General features: G+C 63.6%; 14 protein-coding genes and 1 pseudogene. 4 read left to right on the top strand and 11 right to left on the bottom strand.

Annotation, left to right across the window (positions count from 1 at the left end; all coding sequences use genetic code 11):
- The 6 genes from M1D34_RS20800 to M1D34_RS20775 all read right to left on the bottom strand — a co-directional run bounded on the left by M1D34_RS20800 (position 1) and on the right by M1D34_RS20775 (position 7,110).
- Positions 1-1,155: an ABC transporter permease gene (locus M1D34_RS20800; RefSeq protein WP_498784154.1), complete on the bottom strand. Its 1,155-nt coding sequence runs from the start codon at positions 1,153-1,155 to the stop codon at positions 1-3.
- Entirely contained in the window at positions 1,152-2,900 is a 1,749-nt protein-coding gene (locus M1D34_RS20795; RefSeq protein ID WP_498784152.1) for an ATP-binding cassette domain-containing protein, read from the bottom strand. Before M1D34_RS20795 ends, M1D34_RS20800 begins: the two co-directional genes overlap by 4 nt.
- A complete protein-coding gene (hlyD, locus tag M1D34_RS20790) occupies positions 2,900-3,904 on the bottom strand; it encodes a secretion protein HlyD (RefSeq protein ID WP_498784150.1) in 1,005 nt (334 codons plus the stop codon). The genes M1D34_RS20795 and hlyD overlap by 1 nt, the downstream gene beginning before the upstream one ends.
- A complete protein-coding gene (locus M1D34_RS20785; RefSeq protein WP_498784148.1) occupies positions 3,901-4,605 on the bottom strand; it encodes a CerR family C-terminal domain-containing protein in 705 nt (234 codons plus the stop codon). Before M1D34_RS20785 ends, hlyD begins: the two co-directional genes overlap by 4 nt.
- 484 nt (positions 4,606-5,089) lie before the next feature.
- Positions 5,090-6,439 (bottom strand): sensor histidine kinase, encoded by a 1,350-nt coding sequence (locus tag M1D34_RS20780; RefSeq protein WP_498784146.1) that lies wholly within the window; start codon positions 6,437-6,439, stop codon positions 5,090-5,092.
- The gene (locus M1D34_RS20775; RefSeq protein ID WP_010975726.1) at positions 6,439-7,110 is read right to left on the bottom strand and encodes a response regulator; all 672 of its coding nucleotides are present in this window, start codon (positions 7,108-7,110) and stop codon (positions 6,439-6,441) included. The genes M1D34_RS20780 and M1D34_RS20775 overlap by 1 nt, the downstream gene beginning before the upstream one ends.
- 244 nt (positions 7,111-7,354) lie before the next feature.
- Between M1D34_RS20775 and M1D34_RS20770 the strand changes: the two genes are divergently transcribed.
- From M1D34_RS20770 to M1D34_RS20755, 4 genes are all read left to right on the top strand, one after another.
- Positions 7,355-9,085 (top strand): phosphoethanolamine transferase, encoded by a 1,731-nt coding sequence (locus M1D34_RS20770; protein WP_498784143.1) that lies wholly within the window; start codon positions 7,355-7,357, stop codon positions 9,083-9,085.
- Between the two features lie 111 nt (positions 9,086-9,196).
- On the top strand, positions 9,197-9,577 hold the full coding sequence (locus M1D34_RS20765; protein WP_498784141.1) for a hypothetical protein: 381 nt from the start codon (positions 9,197-9,199) through the stop codon (positions 9,575-9,577).
- A gap of 242 nt (positions 9,578-9,819) precedes the next feature.
- Positions 9,820-10,479: a metallophosphoesterase family protein gene (locus M1D34_RS20760; RefSeq protein ID WP_498784139.1), complete on the top strand. Its 660-nt coding sequence runs from the start codon at positions 9,820-9,822 to the stop codon at positions 10,477-10,479.
- Positions 10,480-10,655: 176 nt separating this feature from the next.
- Entirely contained in the window at positions 10,656-11,330 is a 675-nt protein-coding gene (locus tag M1D34_RS20755) for an HAD family hydrolase (RefSeq protein ID WP_127666187.1), read from the top strand.
- Between the two features lie 69 nt (positions 11,331-11,399).
- Here the strand turns inward: M1D34_RS20755 and M1D34_RS20750 are convergent, their stop codons facing one another.
- From M1D34_RS20750 to M1D34_RS20730, 5 genes and pseudogenes are all read right to left on the bottom strand, one after another.
- Positions 11,400-12,974: an ABC transporter substrate-binding protein gene (locus tag M1D34_RS20750; RefSeq protein ID WP_498784137.1), complete on the bottom strand. Its 1,575-nt coding sequence runs from the start codon at positions 12,972-12,974 to the stop codon at positions 11,400-11,402.
- Positions 12,862-13,798, bottom strand: a pseudogene (locus M1D34_RS20745) (hypothetical protein); the annotation flags it as partial. The gene M1D34_RS20750 and the pseudogene M1D34_RS20745, both read right to left, overlap by 113 nt.
- Positions 13,799-13,955: 157 nt before the next feature.
- Positions 13,956-15,278 (bottom strand): glycosyltransferase family 4 protein, encoded by a 1,323-nt coding sequence (locus M1D34_RS20740; RefSeq protein ID WP_127516204.1) that lies wholly within the window; start codon positions 15,276-15,278, stop codon positions 13,956-13,958.
- Complete coding sequence (locus M1D34_RS20735) at positions 15,275-17,491, bottom strand: hypothetical protein (RefSeq protein WP_498784135.1); 2,217 nt, start codon at positions 17,489-17,491, stop codon at positions 15,275-15,277. Before M1D34_RS20735 ends, M1D34_RS20740 begins: the two co-directional genes overlap by 4 nt.
- Positions 17,492-17,499: 8 nt before the next feature.
- Entirely contained in the window at positions 17,500-18,204 is a 705-nt protein-coding gene (locus M1D34_RS20730; protein ID WP_003529026.1) for a hypothetical protein, read from the bottom strand.
- Between the last annotated feature and the right edge of the window lie 6 nt (positions 18,205-18,210).

Here is an 18,210-nt window from a genome sequence, read left to right as displayed (position 1 = left end):
TCAGCCGATCCTCTTTCTGGTGCTGCGCGCGGCCAGCGCGAAGAACATGCAGCCGATCAGGAACATCACCGCGATCGCGCGTGCGAACATCGGCCAGATATCGCCGGCGAGAAACACCGTCTGAAGACTGGGTATGAGGTAGCGCGCCGGGACGGCATAGGTGACCCATTGGATGACGGTGGGCATGGAATTGATCTCGAAGAGGAAGCCGGACAGCAGGAAGGCCGGCAGGAAGGCCGAGATCAGCGCGAGTTGCGAAGCGAGAAACTGGTTCTTGGTCGCGGCCGAGATCAGCAGCCCCTGTCCGAGCGCCGGCATCAGGAAGGTCGCCGAAAGGGCGTAGAGCGCCGCCACCGATCCCCGGAAGGGGACATCGAAGAGAAAGACCGCCACAAGGACGCAAAGCGTCATCGACGTGAGGCCGAGGACGAAGTAGGGCAGCAGCTTGCCGGCGAGCAGCTCGGCGGCGGAGACGGGCGTCGCCATCATCGCCTCCATCGTGCCGCGCTCCCATTCGCGGGCGACGACAAGCGAGGTCAGCAGCGTGCCGACCAGCGTCATCACGATGGCGATCGAGCCCGGAACCAGGAAGTTTCGGCTTGTTAGTTGCGGATTGAACCAGAAGCGCTGTTCGGCGGCGATCGCCGGGGGCGGGCTCCGGCCTTCGCTCAAGCGCTGGCGCTCCCAATTGGCAACGGCGCCCTGCGCATAGTTCTGCACGAAATTGGCGGTGTTCGGATCGGATCCGTCGACGATCACCTGGACCGACGGATGGCGCCCCGCCGCGTGCTCGGCGGCAAAGCCTGCGGGGATCACCAGGATGCCGCGTACCCGTCCGAGGACGAGGTCGTCCTCGAATTCCCTGCGGTCGCGTCCGGTGGCAACGGAAAAGTAGCGCGATGCCTCGAAGCTGGCGGCGAGATCGCGCGTGAGCGGGGTCGCTTCCTCGACCACGAGGGCGACACGCGTGCGCGTCGTATCGAGCGACACGCCATAACCGAAGAGGAAGAGGAGGACCAATGGCAGGACGAAGGCGATCAGGATACTGCTCGGATCGCGTATGACCTGATAGCTTTCCTTGCGCACCAGGGCAGCGAAACGCCGGGCCCGGCCCGAAGGTTCGTACGCTTTCGCCATTTTGCTCTCGGCCTTCATGCAGCCTCCTTCGCCTCGGAGCCCTGAATGAGCGCGATGAACGCGTCCTCCATGGTCGGGTCGGGGAGGTCCTTGCCTGCGACACGTGCCTTCATGTCGTCCGGCGAGCCAAGCGCGATCGAGCGGCCGCGATAGATGAGTGAGATGCGGTCGCAATATTCTGCTTCGTCCATGAAATGCGTGGTGACGAGCACGGTCACGCCCTTTTCGACGAGGCCGTTGATATGGGTCCAGAACTCGCGCCGGGTGATCGGATCGACGCCGGAGGTCGGTTCGTCGAGGAAAAGCACTTCCGGTTCGTGGAGCACGGAACAGGCAAGCGCCAGCCGCTGCTTGAGGCCGAGCGGCAGGTCCTTGGCCGACATGTCGAGGATCGTGCGGAAGTCGAAGATCTCGCTCATCAGACCGATGCGTTCGCGCTTTCTCGCGCCGGACAGCCCGTAGACGCCCGCGAAGAAATTGAGATTCTGGATGACGCTCAAATCACCATAGAGCGAGAATTTCTGCGCCATGTAGCCCAGCCGATTGCGCGCCTCGGGGGCGTTGCGCCTGAGGTCGAAGCCAGCGACCCGGCCTTCGCCGGAGCTCGGCTTCAGGAGGCCGCAAAGCATTTTGAACGTCGTCGACTTGCCGGCGCCGTTCGGGCCGAGGAGGCCGAAAATCTCGCCGCGTGGAATATCGAAGGTGATGTCGGCGGCGGCGGTAAAGTCGCCGAAGCGTTTCGTCAGACCCCGCGCCTCGATCACGGGTCTGCCGGCGTCTTCGGTGAACTCCCGCTGCGTTTCCGCAAGCCTCGACCGGCCGCCGGGACCTCCGCCGAGCATATCGACGAAAGCGTCCTCGAAGCGCGGCGGGGTGACGGCTGCGTCAACCGCATCGGCAGTGTCGCCGAGCGGCGGCGGCGAAAGACCCGCCTTCATGACGAGCCGTATGGCTTCGCCCTGGATCACGCCGTCTACCACCCCTTCGTCTTCGAGGAATCGCGCAAGCGCTTCGCGGCGGCGGCCGCGGATGCCGGAGAGGCGAAAGACGCGGTCCTCGACGCGGCCGGTCATCTCCGCCGGCGGGCCGGAAAACATGAGGCTCCCCTGATTGAGCAGGAAAACATCGTCGCAGGCTTCCGCCTCCTCGAGATAGGCGGTCGACCAGACGACGCCGATGCCCTCCGTCCTCAGATTTCCGACCATCTTCCAGAGGTCGCGCCGCGAAATCGGATCGACGCCGACGCCGGGCTCGTCGAGAAGCAGGAGCCGCGGCTTGCGCAGGAGCGCGCAGGCGAGGCCGAGCTTCTGTTTCATGCCGCCGGAGAGCTTGCCGGCAAGCCGCGTCGTGAAGCGGGCAAGGTCGGTGAAGTCGAGCAACTCGCCGAAGGTCCGGCTGCGCTCTGTCTTCGGCAGGCCGCGCAAATCGGCGTAGAGGTCGAGGTTCTCCTGGACCGACAGGTCTTCATAGAGGCCGAAGCGCTGCGGCATATAGCCGATTGCCGCCTGGATGCTGGCGGGATCCCTGCGGGTGTCGTAGCCGAGCACTTCTATGGTGCCGGCATCCGGCAGCATCAGGCCGGTCATCAACCGGATCAGCGTCGTTTTGCCTGCGCCGTCCGGACCGACGAGACCGGTGACCCGTCCGCCGAAGATTTCACCCGCAACTGCGTCGAGCGCCGGGCGCGCCGTACCGAACCGCTTGGTGACGCCGGTCAGCCGAACGAACGGGGCCGTGCCGGGCTCCGTTGCGGGGGCGGGCATCAGGAAGCCTCCTTCGCTTCCGGCAGGTGCACGGTGACGGGCATGCCCTGGCGAAGATCCTTGCCCGGATTGGCGATCACGATGCGCAGCCTGTAGACGAGGTCGGTTCTGAGCTCGGGCGTCTCCACCGATTTGGGCGTGAACTCGGCGACGGGGGAAATGAAGCCGACGGTTCCCTCATAGATGCGGTCGGGCGCGGTGTCGGAGGTGATCGTCACCTTCATTCCCGGATGCACACGGCCGAGGTCCGGCTCTGCGACATAGGCGCGGACCCAGACCGGTTCCGTCAGCGAAAGCACATAGACGATATCGGCTGGCGAGACGATCGCGCCGGTTTCACGCACGCGCGAGAGAATGACGCCGTCGCTCGGGGCGGCAAGTTGGGTGTCCTCGAGCGAGATGCGGGCGCTCTCGGCCTTTGCCGTCGCGGCATTCGCCTGGGCCGCTGCCGCCGCTATGTCCTCGGCGCGGTTTCCCTCTTCGAGAAGCACCAGGGCCTCGCGTGCCGACCTTGCACGTGCATCCGCCGCTGCACGGCTGGCATTTGCCTGGTCGAGCTCCGCCTGCGAGATCGTGCCATTGGGACGCAGCTGCTTTGCGCGTTCAAAGGCGAGCTTCGCATTCTCGAGCTCTGCTAGGCGTTCTTCATGCGTGGCGCGCGCCTGGGCGATCTCGGCTGCGCGGGCGCCCGCCCTGAGCTTTGCCAGCGTCGCCCGGGTAACCTCGGCTTCCGCCTCCGCGGCGCCGACCGCCTGGCGGAACGGCTCGGCGTCAAGCTTGGCGATCACGTCGCCCGCCTTCACGCTATCGCCCTCGTCGACGCGCAACTCAGCGATCCGCCCGCTCACCCGAAAGCCAAGCGAAACCTGGCGGATGTCCACATTGCCGTAAAGCACCGCCTGCCGCGGCTCGCCCGCAAAGCCGAGGCGCGCCGGCAGGTCGAACCACCAGGCACCGGCGAGACCTGCGGCGACGATTGCAACGAGTATGGCGACCTTCCTCATGACCGGCGGTCCCTCTCGGCACCGAGCACCGCCACGAGTTCGGCGGCATGGCGATGCAATGTCTCGATCTCCTTCGGTCCGGCAGATTCCCATTCGAGCTGGGCATAGACGGCTGCATGCGCCATTCGAAACACCAGAACGCTTCCGACGAAGGAGAGAGTTCTCAGACGAATGTGCTCCGAGGCCGGGTCGTCCTCGAGGATCGCGCCGATCAGCCGGCGCGCCATTTCGATCATCGGTCCCATGATGCTGCCGTAGATGCGTTTGAAAGCTTCGGTGGGCTCCATCTGCTCGCGAATGATGAACCGTGCCCAGCTTTCCGATTCCTTGCTGACGAAGAGAGCGATCATCCTCTGGACCATCTGGGTCAGGAAATGCCGCGCCTCCATCGGCGTCATCGCAGCGCCTTCGGCGTCGAGTTCGGTAAGACGGGAGACGATCATGGTCCGCAGGTCGCCGACATGGCCGCCGATGATCGAGGCAAGGTGCTCGGCGGCGGCTACATAAAGCCCTTCCTTGCCGCCGAAATAATAAGGAATCGCCTGGAGATTGACACCCGCTGCATCGGCGAGCTTTCGCGTGGTCGCGCCATCGAAGCCGTAGCGTCCGAAGACGTCGATGGCCGTGTTGAGCAGCTTCTCCCGTGTCGCGTCGCCGCGGTCGGCTCGGAGCACAGTGGGTCGGTTTCCGTCCTTGATCATGCATCGATAATGCGCCGATCAATCGACTAAGTCAATCGATCGAATGAAATCAGGTGACCGTCTTGCCACGGCCAGAAACGTATCGGAGGACTGCAATCTCTCCTCATCCTCGTCCCTGTGCTCGTCACAGGCATGAGAGCAGCGCCGCGTCTGCGGCGCGGGAAACATTCTTTCAGCCCAAGGACTTGGTCTGGCTGGTTCCTGTGACAAGCACAGGAATGAGGAAATCAAACAAGCGGCGGCGGTGGCCCTATCTCAACAGCCCTTAGCGCATCTCATAAGACGCGCGGCGCTGTAGGGTTCGGAGGACAGCAATCTCTCCTCATCCTCATCCCTGTGCTCGTCACAGGGATTCAGCAGCGCCGCGTCTGCGGCGCCGGAAGAGCCTATCCAGCCCAACAACTTGGTCTGGCTGGATTCCCGTGACAAGCACAGGAATGAGGAAATCAAACAAGTCGTCGCGGGTATCCGATCTCAACAGGCCCTAGGCAGCCGAGGCGAAATCGATGATGATTTTCGTTCCTCCGCCGGGAACCGTATCGACCGCGATCCTCGCTTTGTGAAGCTCGCCGATTCGGTGAACGATCTTGAGGCCGAGCCCCAGTTGGCCGGAGCGCTTGACATAGCCGAGATCGTCATTGTGCTCCGGCAGGTCGACGAGACCCCTGCCGTCGTCCTCGATAGACACCAGAGGTCCGGGACCGCAGGTGAGCACTATGCAGGTATTGGGTGGATTATGCTTGACCGCGTTTTCGATCAGGTTGCGCAGCATGTTCTCGATGAGCGGCGCAATCACGCTCACCGGCGGCGTGCCGTGGTCTACGAATTCGATGGACTTGCCGTTGTCGAAAACGAACGGCGCAGTCGTCTGCGCGACCTCCGCCCCGATCGCCGAGAGGTCGGCGCGCTGAAAGGCCGTGGGGTCCACAGCGTCGGCTCGGGCAAGCGAGGTCAGTTGTTCGAGGATATGGGTCAGCGCGTCCAGGTCGCGCTCCGCGTTGCGGGCGCGGGGATCGTCGATGCGGCTCAGTTCCATCTTGGCGATCGAAACCGGTGTGCGGATCTCGTGGGCGATCGAGGAGGAAAAGACCTTCTGCGCCTGGATGAGATCTGCAACGCGCGCCAGGAGACGGTTGACGGCGGCGACCAGGCGCTCGATCTCCTCGGGCATGTGCGACGAGGGCAGGCGGGCATTGCCGTCGCGCGGATCGATCGCATCGGCCGCCCGCACCGCTGCTGCCACCGGTTTGAGCGCACTGCGGATCGACCAGATCGTGGCTCCGATCACGAGACAGAACATCAGCGTCATGGGCACGATCATGGAATCGAACATTTCCCGAAGCAGAACGCTGTACATGAAGCCGTTGGGGTCCTTCAGGACGGCGAGCTCGACGAGCACGACCTCTCCATGACGTTCGAACGATTGGCCGCCGGCAACGCTGAAGGGTTTGCCGGGCGCAATCACCCGCTTCCAGAAAGTCGGTGCGTTGACGGCGAGCGGAAGAAAATGCTCCGAACATTCGGCAGAGCAGTTGGTGAAGAGAACCGAGCCGGAAGCGGTGCGCACCCTCACATAGATCGCACCCGGTCCATGGCGTTCCAGGTAGCGCTCTTTCAGCTCGTGATTGGGCTTGAATGTCAGATCCCCGTCCTGCGTCGCGATTGCGGTCGACAGGGTTTCTGTCTCCTCCTGCAGCATCAGGACGCTGAGCTCGTCATCGTCGAACCAGTAGTCGGCGAAGACGACGCCGATCTGCAGGATCATGGCCAGCAGGGAGAAGGCGATGACGCGGCGGGCGACGATGCCGATGAGCGACGGGTTCCAGGTCTTCATCAAACCGTCCGCAGCAGATAGCCGATGCCGCGCACGGTTTCGATCTGCACACCGGTTTCCACCGACTGCAGTCGCTTGCGTACCCTTGAGACGGCGAGTTCCAGCGCATTCGAGCTCAGTTCCTGGCCATATTCCGAAAGCGCCGTTTCGAGCCTGCGCTTCGGGACGACACGCCCGACCTCGCGCAACAGGATCTCGATCAGAGAGCGCTCGCGCGGAGGAAGAGGCAGAACGGCGCCCTCGCAGGTAAGCTCCGCCGTTGCAGGATCATAGCGCAGGGCACCGGCCTCGAGGACCGGCTGTATAGCATTGGGATTTCGCCTCAGCATCGCCCTGCAGCGAGACAGAAGTTCGCGATGGTGAAACGGCTTGACGAGATAATCGTCGGCGCCGGCGTCGAGCCCGGCGATACGCTCGTCGACCGATCCGCGGGCGGTGATGATCAGCACCGGCAGGCCGACATGCTCCCGCCGGATCCATTGCAGCAGCTGCAGGCCGTCGCCGTCGGGAAGGCCGAGATCGAGGAGAACCAGGTCGTGCTCGCGCGCGGCAATGGCGGCCTCGGCATCGCGCAGCGTCGAAACGCCGTCGAGCCGCCAACCCGCGTCATGCATGGTCTCGTTGATGAGTTCGGTGAGGCGAGGACTGTCCTCGACGAGGAGTAAACGCATGCAGATCGCAGCCTGAGTCTTCTGGCGCCGGTGACGGCGGACCATAGGACGTTTTTTGCGGGGTGCCAACTTGCGAAGTCCCTGCCGGGTGCGGAGCTCTGCTCTACCAGCGGTGTTTCCCGACAGCTTTCCGACAGCTCGTCCAGGCTACTGGGCATGCTCCCCTGGATCGCAAACGGTGCAGGGAACATGAACGTCACGCCGCACCGTGCATGCAAGGGGCGCGTCTTTGGAGGTGAGCAGCTTGAAAATCCCGCGGATTCCCCGGCCCGAGATTGGCAGTATAAGCCTGAGCGCGATCGTCGCTCTCTATCTGCTGCTGGCGACCAACAACTCGTTCTGGGCTCATGCCAGCGTCTATTTCGTTCACGCCCGGACGAGCCTGCTTGCCTTCGCGGCGGCACTCTATCTCGCCCTCTTCGCGATCTTGACGCCTCTCTCGGTCAAGTACCTGATGAAGCCGGCGCTGGTCATTCTCATTCTGGTGTCCGCCACCGCCGCGTATTTTGCCGACACCTTCGGCATCATCATAGATCGGGACATGATCGGCAATGCCGCCGTTACGACACAGGCCGAAGCCAGCCACCTGCTGACATTCAGCCTTGCGCGGCATCTGCTCGTCTACGCCGTCCTCCCTTCGATCCTGATCGTCTGGGTCAGGGTGCGCCACCGCCGGTTCCTGCCCAAGGCCGCGGTCAATTTCGCCTTCGTCTCCGTATCGCTCCTCGTCGGCGCAGGCCTCATCTATGCCAACTTCGCGACGGTGGCCTACGCGCTGCGCGAACATACGGACCTCATGAAAAGGTTCAATCCGTCCGGACCGCTGATCGCCACCGTGCGCTACGGCCTTTCGACCTATCGGGAGCGCAATCTGGTCGTAAGGCCGCTCGGAACCGACGCGCATCAGGGCGCGCGCGTTGCCGCCGCGGGGAAACCGGTCGTCGTCGTCGTCGTTGCCGGCGAGACGGCGCGCGCCATGAACTTTTCGCTCAACCGCTACGAACGCGAGACGAATCCTGAATTGAAGGCTCTTGGGGTCGTCAACTACCGCAACACGACGAGTTGCGGCACCGCGACCGCCGTCTCGCTTCCATGCATGTTTTCGGTCTATCCGCGCAGCCAGTATAGCGACTGGAAGGCGCGCTCGACCGAAAATCTCGTCAATGTGCTGACGCATGCCGGTGTCTCGGTGAGCTGGTGGGACAACAATACCGGCAGCAAGGGGATTGCCGATCTCATCAGCTTCGCAAGCCAGACCGGCCGCAAGAACAGCCCGCTTTGCACCAACGGCGAATGCCTGGACGAGATCCTCCTCGGCGATCTCGACCGGAAGCTCGGGGCGGCGACTTCGAACAGCGTCATCGTGCTGCATCAGCTCGGCAGCCACGGCCCGTCCTATTATCTGCGCTATCCCGAGGCGTTCCGCCGCTTCACGCCCGACTGCCGCACGCCGGAACTCATGCGTTGCACTACCGCGGAACTGGTCAATGCCTACGACAATACGATCCTCTACACCGACCACAACCTCGCCAGCGTCGCGCGGCTCCTCGAAAAGCATCAGGACCGCATTGCCGGCGCGATGATCTATATGTCGGATCACGGCGAGTCGCTTGGGGAGAACGGCCTCTATCTCCACGGTGCGCCCTATGTGATTGCTCCGAAGGAGCAGACGCAGGTGCCTTTCATCGCCTGGTTTTCGAAGCCGTACCAGGCTGCGATGGGCGTCGACGCCGGCTGTCTTGCCAAGGACGCCGACAAGCCGAAATCGCACGACAACCTGTTTCACACGGTGCTTGGCATGATGGACGTCGAGACGAGGGTCTATAACCGCGATCTCGACGCCTTCGCCGCCTGCACGCGGCCCGCAAACAAAGAGCACCAGCCGGCACCGGGATATCCCGCGGCCCAGAATGGCGAACCCGCATCAAGCGCCGGCGGCCCGCAGGAAGCGAGATGGGCGCCCGGCGTTTTGTGATTTTCCGATATGCCTCTCCCACGGGCGAGCTGTCGACCTTCACCAAATCTGGTAGACTGCAGGCCGATCCCGCATCCGCAGTCGGCGGGGCGTACATCAGAGGAGAATCCGATGCAGATCGCCGGAATTCAGGTCCATCCCGAGCGCGGCGGCAAGGCGGGCTTCACCGTCGAATTCGTCGGCACCAACGGGGAGGTCGTCTCCGTCTCCTGTCCGCAGAATGCCGACGGTAGCCTCAACAGGCTGAATGCCGTTTCCCAGGCAAAGGAGATACTCGCCGCGGCCATCGAGGCGGATGAAACGCTTCTTGCCATCACCGGCACGAAACGGTCTCCTTCGGTCCCCGAGGGAGCGCTTGCGAATGCCCGGCAGGCGCATGACCGGGACGCCATGGAAGAGCAGTTGGAAGAGGGCCTCGAAGATACGTTTCCCGCAAGCGATCCCGTCTCGATCACCAGTTCGGCGATTCCGAAGGGATCCTCTCACCGGTAGGCTTTGGGCGGGGCTCCCTGAGGCCCTCATTCCTGTGCCCGTCACAGGGATGAAGTGAAGAAGCCGTCTTGTGCCTGTCCGAGCCCACTATTCCTGCTACGCATCGGGCATTCCGAATATCGGTTCCGATTGTCAAGACGATGCGCTAAAGCACTCGGACACCCCGGGCGGCCTCAGATGGCCGATTCATATCAGCGACGAAAGGAGCGCGCCGTCTTGGACGAGCAAAGGAGAAGCGATTCATGAATAGCCGGCGTTTCACCTTCGCCGTCGGTGACATTCACGGTTGCCTCGCACAACTCGAAGCCTTGCTGGCCAGCATCGAATCCGTCGTCGCCGGCGGCAGGGTGGTCTTCCTCGGCGACCTCGTCGATCGCGGCCCGGACAGCCGCGGCGTCGTGGAGCGGATCATGGCCGGGCCGCGCAGGGCGGGCTGGGAATGGATCACGCTCAAGGGCAATCACGAGGCCATGCTGCTGGCGGCACGCAAGGGCCAGGCCGAGATGTCCCTATGGCTGACGAACGGGGGCGAGGAGACGATGGCTTCCTACGGCGGCGCCATTCCGTTGAGCCATCTCGTCTGGATGGCGGAACTGCCATCGCTCGTCGTCGATCGGCATCGCATTTTCGTCCATGCGGGCGTCGACGAGACGATTCCGCTCGAAGAACAGGGCGACGACATTCTCCTCTGGATCCGCACCGATCCGAACTACTCCGGTACCTTTTGGGGCAAGCATGTCTGCCACGGACATACGCCGAGCCGAAGCAATCCCCGCACCGTCGGCAACAGGACCAATGTCGATTCCGGCGCCGTCTTCGGCGGCATGCTCTCCTGCGCCGTCTTCGATGACGACAGGGCGGGAGGCCCGATCGATTTTCTGGTCACGGATGGATATGACTAGACCGTTTCACGACGACATACGCATGTGTGGTTTCGATGGATTGCAGGTTCCTGCAACCGCGGCAGTGCGGCGATAAGCATGCGGGAAGCAATTGCTTTAGCATTGTGCAACGCCGCCTCAGGCTATAGTTGTGCCGACCTGCAAAGCATGTGAACTCGAAATCCAAGGGACCCGGTTTGGACACGTCCTCTTCCGCAATCTTCACGAAGAATTTCGCCGCCCTCCTTTTCGACATGGACGGCACGCTACTCAACTCGATGGCAGTCGTTGAAAGGGTCTGGGGATCCTGGGCACTCCGCAACGGAATAGACCCCGTGGCGCTCATGAAGGTCGTCCATGGCGTGCGAGCCGTCGATACGATCCGCGCGCTGGGCCTGCCGGTCGATCCGGAACAGGAGGCGCGCATTCTTGCCGAGGCGGAGATTGCCGATGTCGAGGGGATTGTCGAAATTCCGGGCGCCGTCGCCTTCCTGAAGACATTGCCCGCCGAAAGGTGGGCGATCGTTACGTCGGCGCCGCTCGAACTCGCCGCGCGCCGGCTCGAGGCGGCCGGTATTCCGGTGCCGCGCCACATGGTGACCGGTGAGGATGTCTCGGTCGGGAAGCCCGACCCGCAGGGCTATCTGCTCGCGGCACAGAGACTTGGGGTGCGTGCCGAAGATTGCCTCGTCTTCGAGGACGCGCCTGCAGGCGTGCTCGCGGGCAAATCCGCGGGCGCCGAGGTCGCCGTCATCACCGGGGCGCATGCCGCGGCGGCCGAGATGCCGCATATCATGCTGTCGCATTACAGCGACGTCGAGGCTCGCCTCGTCGAGGACGGATGGCTTTCGCTGCATCGCCGCCGCGGCTAGGACACTTCCAGGAAAAGCGTGTAACGGTTGCCGACGGCCATCGGCCACCGGCTGCTTCAAGGTTCATGCTCAGGCGGCGAGCCAGCACTTGGTCAGTGCATGTCCGCCCATGAGTTCGCCGTTCGGATCGTCGACCCAGCCGCCGACCTTGTCGCTGGTGGCATCGATATAGTTGTTGAACATCGGCGCGATCACACCACCCTCATCGCGCAGGATCATTGCCGCCTCGCGATAGAGAACCTTGCGCTTCGCCTCGTCCAGCTCGCCGCGCGCCGCAAAGATCAGCTTGTCGAAATCCTCGCGGAAGAAGCGGGTGTCGTTCCATTCCGCCTTTGAAAGATAGGCGATGGAATAGACCTGGTCCTGCGTCGGCCGGCCGGTCCAGTAAGACATGCTGAAGGGTTGCTTGTTCCAGACGTCGGACCAGTAGCCGTCACCGGGCTCGCGCTTCAGCTCGACGTCGATGCCGCACTTTGCGGCGCTTGCCTGGAAAAGCTGCGCGGCGTCGACTGCCCCTGGGAAGGCGACGTCGGAGGTCCGCAGCAGGATCGAACCGTCATGGCCCGATTTCTTGAAGTGGAATTTAGCCTTGTCCGGATCGAACACACGCTGCTCGATATCGTCGTCGAAGAGCGGATAGCCATTGATCATCGGCGTATCGTTGCCGACAGTGCCGTAGCCAGCGAGAATCTTCGCCACCATTTCCTCGCGGTCTACCGCGTATTTCAGCGCAAGCCGCAGGTCGTTGTTGTCGAAGGGCGCAGTGTTGCAATGGGCGATCAGGACATAGTGGCCCTTGCCGGGGACGTTGCGGATCGTGACCCCGGGAATGCGTTTGACGAGCGCGACGATCTTCGGCTCGATGCGATTGATGATGTGCACGCCGCCCGCCTGGAGCGAGGCGGTGCGCGCCGTTGCGTCATTGATGACGGTGATTTCGATCTGGTCGGCATGGCCGCGCTCGGCCGCTCCCCAATAGCCGTCCTGCCGCTCGCCGACATGCTTTACGCCCGGCTCGTTGACGACGACTTTGTAGGGGCCGGTTCCGATGCCGGCCGTCGGGTCATCCTTGCCGCCGTTCGGCTGGATCATAAGATGATAATCGCTGACGATGAACGGCATGTCGGCGTTCGGCTGGCGCAGCGTGATGACGACCTTGTCGCCGTCTGCCTTGATGGTCTCGAATTCCTGGACGAAGGGCAGGGCAGCCGATTTCGAATTTTTGTCGGCATGACGCTCGAATGTGGCGACGACATCGGCGGGCGTCAGTTCCTTGCCGTTATGGAAGGTCACCCCCTTGCGGATCGTGAACGCCCAGGTCTTCGCGTCCTTCGACGCTTCGTAGGATTCAGCCAGCCGATATTCTATCTCGCCCGTGCGCTCCGGTTGGCCGGCAACGCGCTCAGGCTGCAACGGATTTCCATTGCGAAGGCTGTCCGTTGGCGGCGAAGAATGTCGCAACGAGGCGAGACAAGGCCCGGCTATGTCACTGTGCGGGAGAAAAGTCGTGCACACGCTCCTCGTCCCGTTCCGAGGCGCGCGTGCGGGCGATGCGGCCTTCGAGTTCCTCGAGGCGGCGGGCGAAGCCGAGATTGCCCGGCTGGAGCGCCACGGCCTCCGCGAGCATGTCGCGGGCGATCTCAAGTGCGCCGTCGCGGATGTGGCGGTTGGCCCGATGGTAAAGAAAGTTTACCCGCTCCACAGGTGAAAACCCTTCTCCGAAGCGTTGAAGGAACCGGTCGGCCCAGGCGGGGTGGCGAGCAATCGCCGCGATGGCGATCTGATAGGGGCGCATCGGGGCGCCGATCCGCGCCGAACGGGCAAGCGCGCGCAAACCGGCGCGGTCGTCCGCGCGACAAGCCTCGATGAGCGAAAGCGCGCGCGCCGTTCCGGTGAAGGCCCGAACGGTGCCGTGACCGGTCATATGCACGGGGATGAGATGCGTCTCGCTCTGTATCGCCGCGATCCGCTCCGCGTGCCGGCGATCGACGGCATGGAAGGGGTCGTAGAACAGATAGGCGCGCCCGGCCGCCTGGTCGGGGGCGATTGCCATGTTCTTGTGAAGACCCGGAGCGAAGTGGCGGACGAAGCGGTTGTCGAAAGGTACGGTCTTCGGATCGATCGAAATCTGCGGGGCAAAAGGCGACGGCGACGCTTGCGCCAAAGCGCCGGCGATAACGCAGAGCCGCATAGCCGCCTTGCGAATGGCCGTAGAGGATGCGTTCCGGCGCTTCCGCAAGGATCGGCGCCGCAGCTTCGACCGCTGCGACCACGCTTGCCGCCGGAAACCAATTCGGCCGCCGGCTGATGAAGCCGAGTGCGGCGATGCCGGCCTTTTCGCAGAACCGCTGTCCCCAGAAGCGGCTGCCGTTCGCCTGCATCTCCATCTCGTTGAAGGTGACGAGAAGATAGGGCGACGATCCTCGCCGATGTATCACTTCCAGGTTTTCGTCGGCGTAAACGAGCATGTGAATTCCCGAGCAACTGTCATTTTGAGTGGAGCCGCAAGCGTCTAGATCACGATGTTTTTAGGTCGGATCGGCCTAAAAACATGAACGTGATCGATTCCTAGAAGTTAGAGCGGGATGCGGGCGGAAAACCGCGCACACTTTTCCTCATCCCGCTCTAGACTACGGCCTGTGCCGCCGCTTCATATTGCGCCGCACCAAGAGGGCTCCGCCTGTCCTTCAGAAGCCGACGATAGAGATCGGCATGCGCACGCGCGGATTCGGCGTGGCCGGTCGGAGGCCGCAGCGTCGCGTGCAGCCGGTCCCATGCCTCGGGCTTGCCCAGCACTTCCGACAGCCGGTCGGCGAGATCCTGGGCGCTGCCGGCACGGAAATGGAGTCCGTCCCTTCCGTCCTGCACTTTCTCGGCCATGCCGCCGATGTCGGAACAGATGATGGGCCTGCGATGATGCAGGGCCTCCTGAATGACGACGGGCGAGTTTTCCCACCAGATCGAGGGCAGCACGACCCAGTCGACCGAGCGCATCAGCCTCGGCATGTCGGCATTCTGATAGGCGCCATAGAAACGCACCCGGCGCCCGGCATCGTCGATGAGCTTCTTCAGGCGCTCCTGGAACTCAACCGGCTGGCGCTCGAGATTACCCCCGAAGATCATCAGGCAGGAGTCCTCGCCCCAGATTTCTTCCGGCACGCGCGATACCGCATCGACCAGCACGTCGATGCCCTTGAAGGGTGTCATCTGCCCGAAATAGGCGAAGCGGTTCCGCCGGGCGGATGGGACCGGCAGATCGCGTACCGGTGCGGCCTCGCCCATGACGATGCCGTTGTCGATCACGGAGAGCTTTTCCGCATCGATACCCCATTCGACATAGCGGTTTGCGAGGAACATGCTCGGGGAGATGAAGGCATCGGCAAGGCCGAGCATGCCGCGAAGAAATTCCTCGCGCCTCAGGAAACGGGAAACCGGGATATCGGGAAAGCAGCCATGGCAACTGATCGGCGAAGAACTGTTGCAGAGCTGGGCCGATGGTCGCTTCACCATTTGCCCGTGGTTGTGACACAGCGACAGGTATTCGTGGAAGGTGACGACGATAACCGCCTCCGGCAGCGCTTCCCGGAGAGCGTAAAGCGCCTCCATCCCCAGGCCGATCAGATGATGAAAGTGAATGACGTGAGGCGACAGATCGCCGACGAAGCGCAGGAGGTCGCGGCGGATCGCCTCCGTATCGCCGTTGGACAGGAAGAAGTGATCGTAATCATCCGCATGGAAGAGCACTTCGTCCACGGCAAGACGCAGACTCATGAGTGCTGACGCGCCGTGGCGCGGGACCGGATGGCCGACGCGGGCGAGATATATCGACTCGACGCCCGGCAGCGTGTTCAGGCCCTTATGCAGGCTGTGGGACGCTATCTCCGCCCCGCCCAGCGACATCGCCGGATGTCCATGCGAGACGACGAGAACACGGAGCCGCTCGCTCATGCGGAAGCCTCCTTGATGCGATTGCCTTCGCCCTGCGGCTGCGGAGCCCATCGGGCCGAAAACAGTCTTTCGTCGATCCGCTCGACGAGAGGAGCCGCGGAGGCGCTGCCGGTGGAGAATGGCTCGTCCGAGCCCAGCATCTGCACCGAAGGCAGCCACCAGGAATTGATCCCCGAACGGCTGAGCCTCAAGCCGAGATCCTGCCCCTTTTGCCGGGATCCGAGATAGCTGCCGGCAAAGCCTCCGGCGACGAGGAAAGCCTCGCGCGGCATGATGCAGCATTCGAAAGAGGCCGCCGCGATCCGGGTGAGCTTGAGCCCCGTCACTGCACTCAACGGATAACCGGCATAACGGCCCGAAAGCGAATTTTCGGACTGCGCGTCGGCCCAGGAGCCAGCCCATCGAACGGAATGGTCCTCATAGGCGAGCGTGGGCGAAATGATCCCGCCACTTTCCTCGTAGGCGGAAACCAGCCTGCCGTACCAGCCGCTCCTGCGGGGCAAAAGCGAGCCGGCGAGGAGAACGACCGTCTCGCTCGAAAGCGCGCGAATGCCGGCTTCCAGGAGATCGTAGACATCGTCCGTTTCCGCCGACATCAACCTGAGCGGCAGCCGATAGAATTGCGCGAGCTGCCTGATACGGCCGGCCTGGCGTCGAAAGCATTCGGAGTGCAGCACGAGCGCGATCGGCGCGTGCCGTGTTTCGGGATCGAGCGCCAGAAGGCCGAGGAAAGGGGCAAGCTCCTTTTCTTCTGCTTGGCCGGCGGCGACGATGATCGGCGGCCCCGAAGCCTCGTCGAACGCACCCGCATCGAGGATGGCCCCGACGCCGGGCGAGGGGCTCTCCGACGCGCACAGGAAGGGCACGATCTGCCGATCAACGATTTCCGTCAGCCCCCAGTTTTCGGGATCGATGGACTTGATCTGGCGGAGCGCCGCCTGACGCGGCGGAAGCCGCGCGGGTGTCAGCGGGAGAAAGGCCCGGCGGGAATCCTTGAGCGTCAACTCCAGGTGTAGCGGGGCCGCACCATCTGCCCCCAGTCCTCCGGCAAACACGATGAAACCATGCGGGTGGGTTTCTCGGTCGAGCATGCTTTTGAACAGCGGCTCATCGGTAAAGGCATCCGTCACATCCGAGCGCTCGAGCCGCGTCCAGCGATCGTCGAGCCGCATCTCGCTCTGTCCACGGCGCAACCGGACGCTCTGGACATGCTCATCAGGGTCGAGCAGCCAGCCGGAGATCAGAAAGGCGCTGCTGCTCGCCTGAAAGATATTGTCGACGCCCAGACGCACCGGAACGGGAAGGGTCGAGATCGTCTCGCGCCCCTCGAAGCTGTTGGCGGCCGAACGCAGCCGGAGCAGAACGGCGGGCGTGCTGTGCGTCTGAAGCAGCACGGAGCGGATATGCCCGGGCGTGTCCGTAGGACCGGCGATCAGCCGGTGCTCATGAACCGAAGCGTAGCGCCAGCCCCCGCGCCCGCGATAGACGAGCCCCTCGACGTCTCGTGCGCGAAGCGGTTCGCTGGCCGCCAGCAGACCGATGAAGCCTGCGCCACCTTGCGGAGTGTCCTGCCGGGAGAAAGCCGCGATCCCACAGTCGGCAACGACCGGATTTTCGCCGCACACAATCACGCGAGCGTTGCCGGGGTCGGCGGCGCGGGCCCACCCTCTGAGGAAGATCGCTCCCTCGTGGGTCTCGCCGACGAACTCGAGGAAGCCGTCGCTACCCTTTCGGGCCTGCGTCAGGGCAACAATTGCCGCAAGCCTTCGCCGGCCGGTCGGCATCTGCATCATCGCATCCACGAGCGAGTCCAGCACGTCGGCCAGTTGGGCGCCGGTAAGCTCCGCGAGGACCGTCACGCCCTCGCGGACCGCAAGCGTGCGGGGGCCGAAAATATAGCGCTTGGGGCTGCTCTCCTGGCCCAGGCGGAGAGTGGTGAGCGGACGATCGGCGTCATTGATGGGCAGCAGCGCCGCGAACCCGTGCGTGGCCGTTGGCGGCTGCGGGGCCAGGCGCCAACAGATGATGGAGGCACTCGTCGCGGTGGCGGGGTCGTCATTGACCTGCGCCGGCACCTGGCCGGCGACAGGCGCGCCCGCGCCTATGACGAGCAGCAGCGTATCGTCGATCGGGCAGGCGACAACCCTCCCACCCCGCATGATCCTCGCGGCTGTTTGCGACGTTTGAGGAAGCGCCTGTTCTGCTCCGGCCATGGTACTCCTCATGCTCCGGCGAAAAGCGAGAGGGCAGCGCCGGCGGCAAAGCCCGCGAGAACGAAAAGCAGGAGCAGCAGCGGTTTCAACTCTCCATTCGACCGCTTCTGCAAGGCTCCGAGGTTCTTCTCCATCGCTGCAACCACGCCATCGAGCCGCATCAAGTGGACATCGAGGTCGTTCAGGCGCTGCCCGATCTCGGCGGCGGCGGCAGGCCCCAAGGTCGCGCCTTCGCCGCCCTCGTCATTATGCGTTCGCTGAAGAGATCGCTGCGAGACCTGCAACTGCCGCTGGGCCGCCATGAGGACGTCGAGCTTGTCGAGAACCTTGGCAAGCGGCGCGGCGATGAGGGCTTCGGCCGCCTGCTCGTCCGGGCGCGGAACGCGCAGCTGCTGTTCGGTGCCGCGTGCATCCAGGGCCGTCACCTTGAGATCGGCGGTGCGCGAGGCTGCCGCCTCGGGAAGCGCGATTTCGAAGGCATAGCCGCCGTCGCCGATGCCGTTGCGCTTGAGATCGGGGCGATTGCGGTCGGCGACCGCCTGGGCGATGACGCTGCCGTCCAGATAGACGCGGATGGTGAGGCGCTTGTCGGGTGCTGCCGGATCGAACGCCCAGCCGAAGATGCGCCCCTGGTCGATCGCGTCGACCCGGCCGCTCATCGGCTTCGTATTATCCTGATCCGGTGCGGCATTTGATTTCTCGGCAACAGCCATCGATTT

This window comes from Ensifer sp. D2-11, from assembly GCF_054161295.1.
Note: the sequence above shows the minus strand (reverse complement) of the source record. Positions and strands in the feature narration are given on the sequence as shown.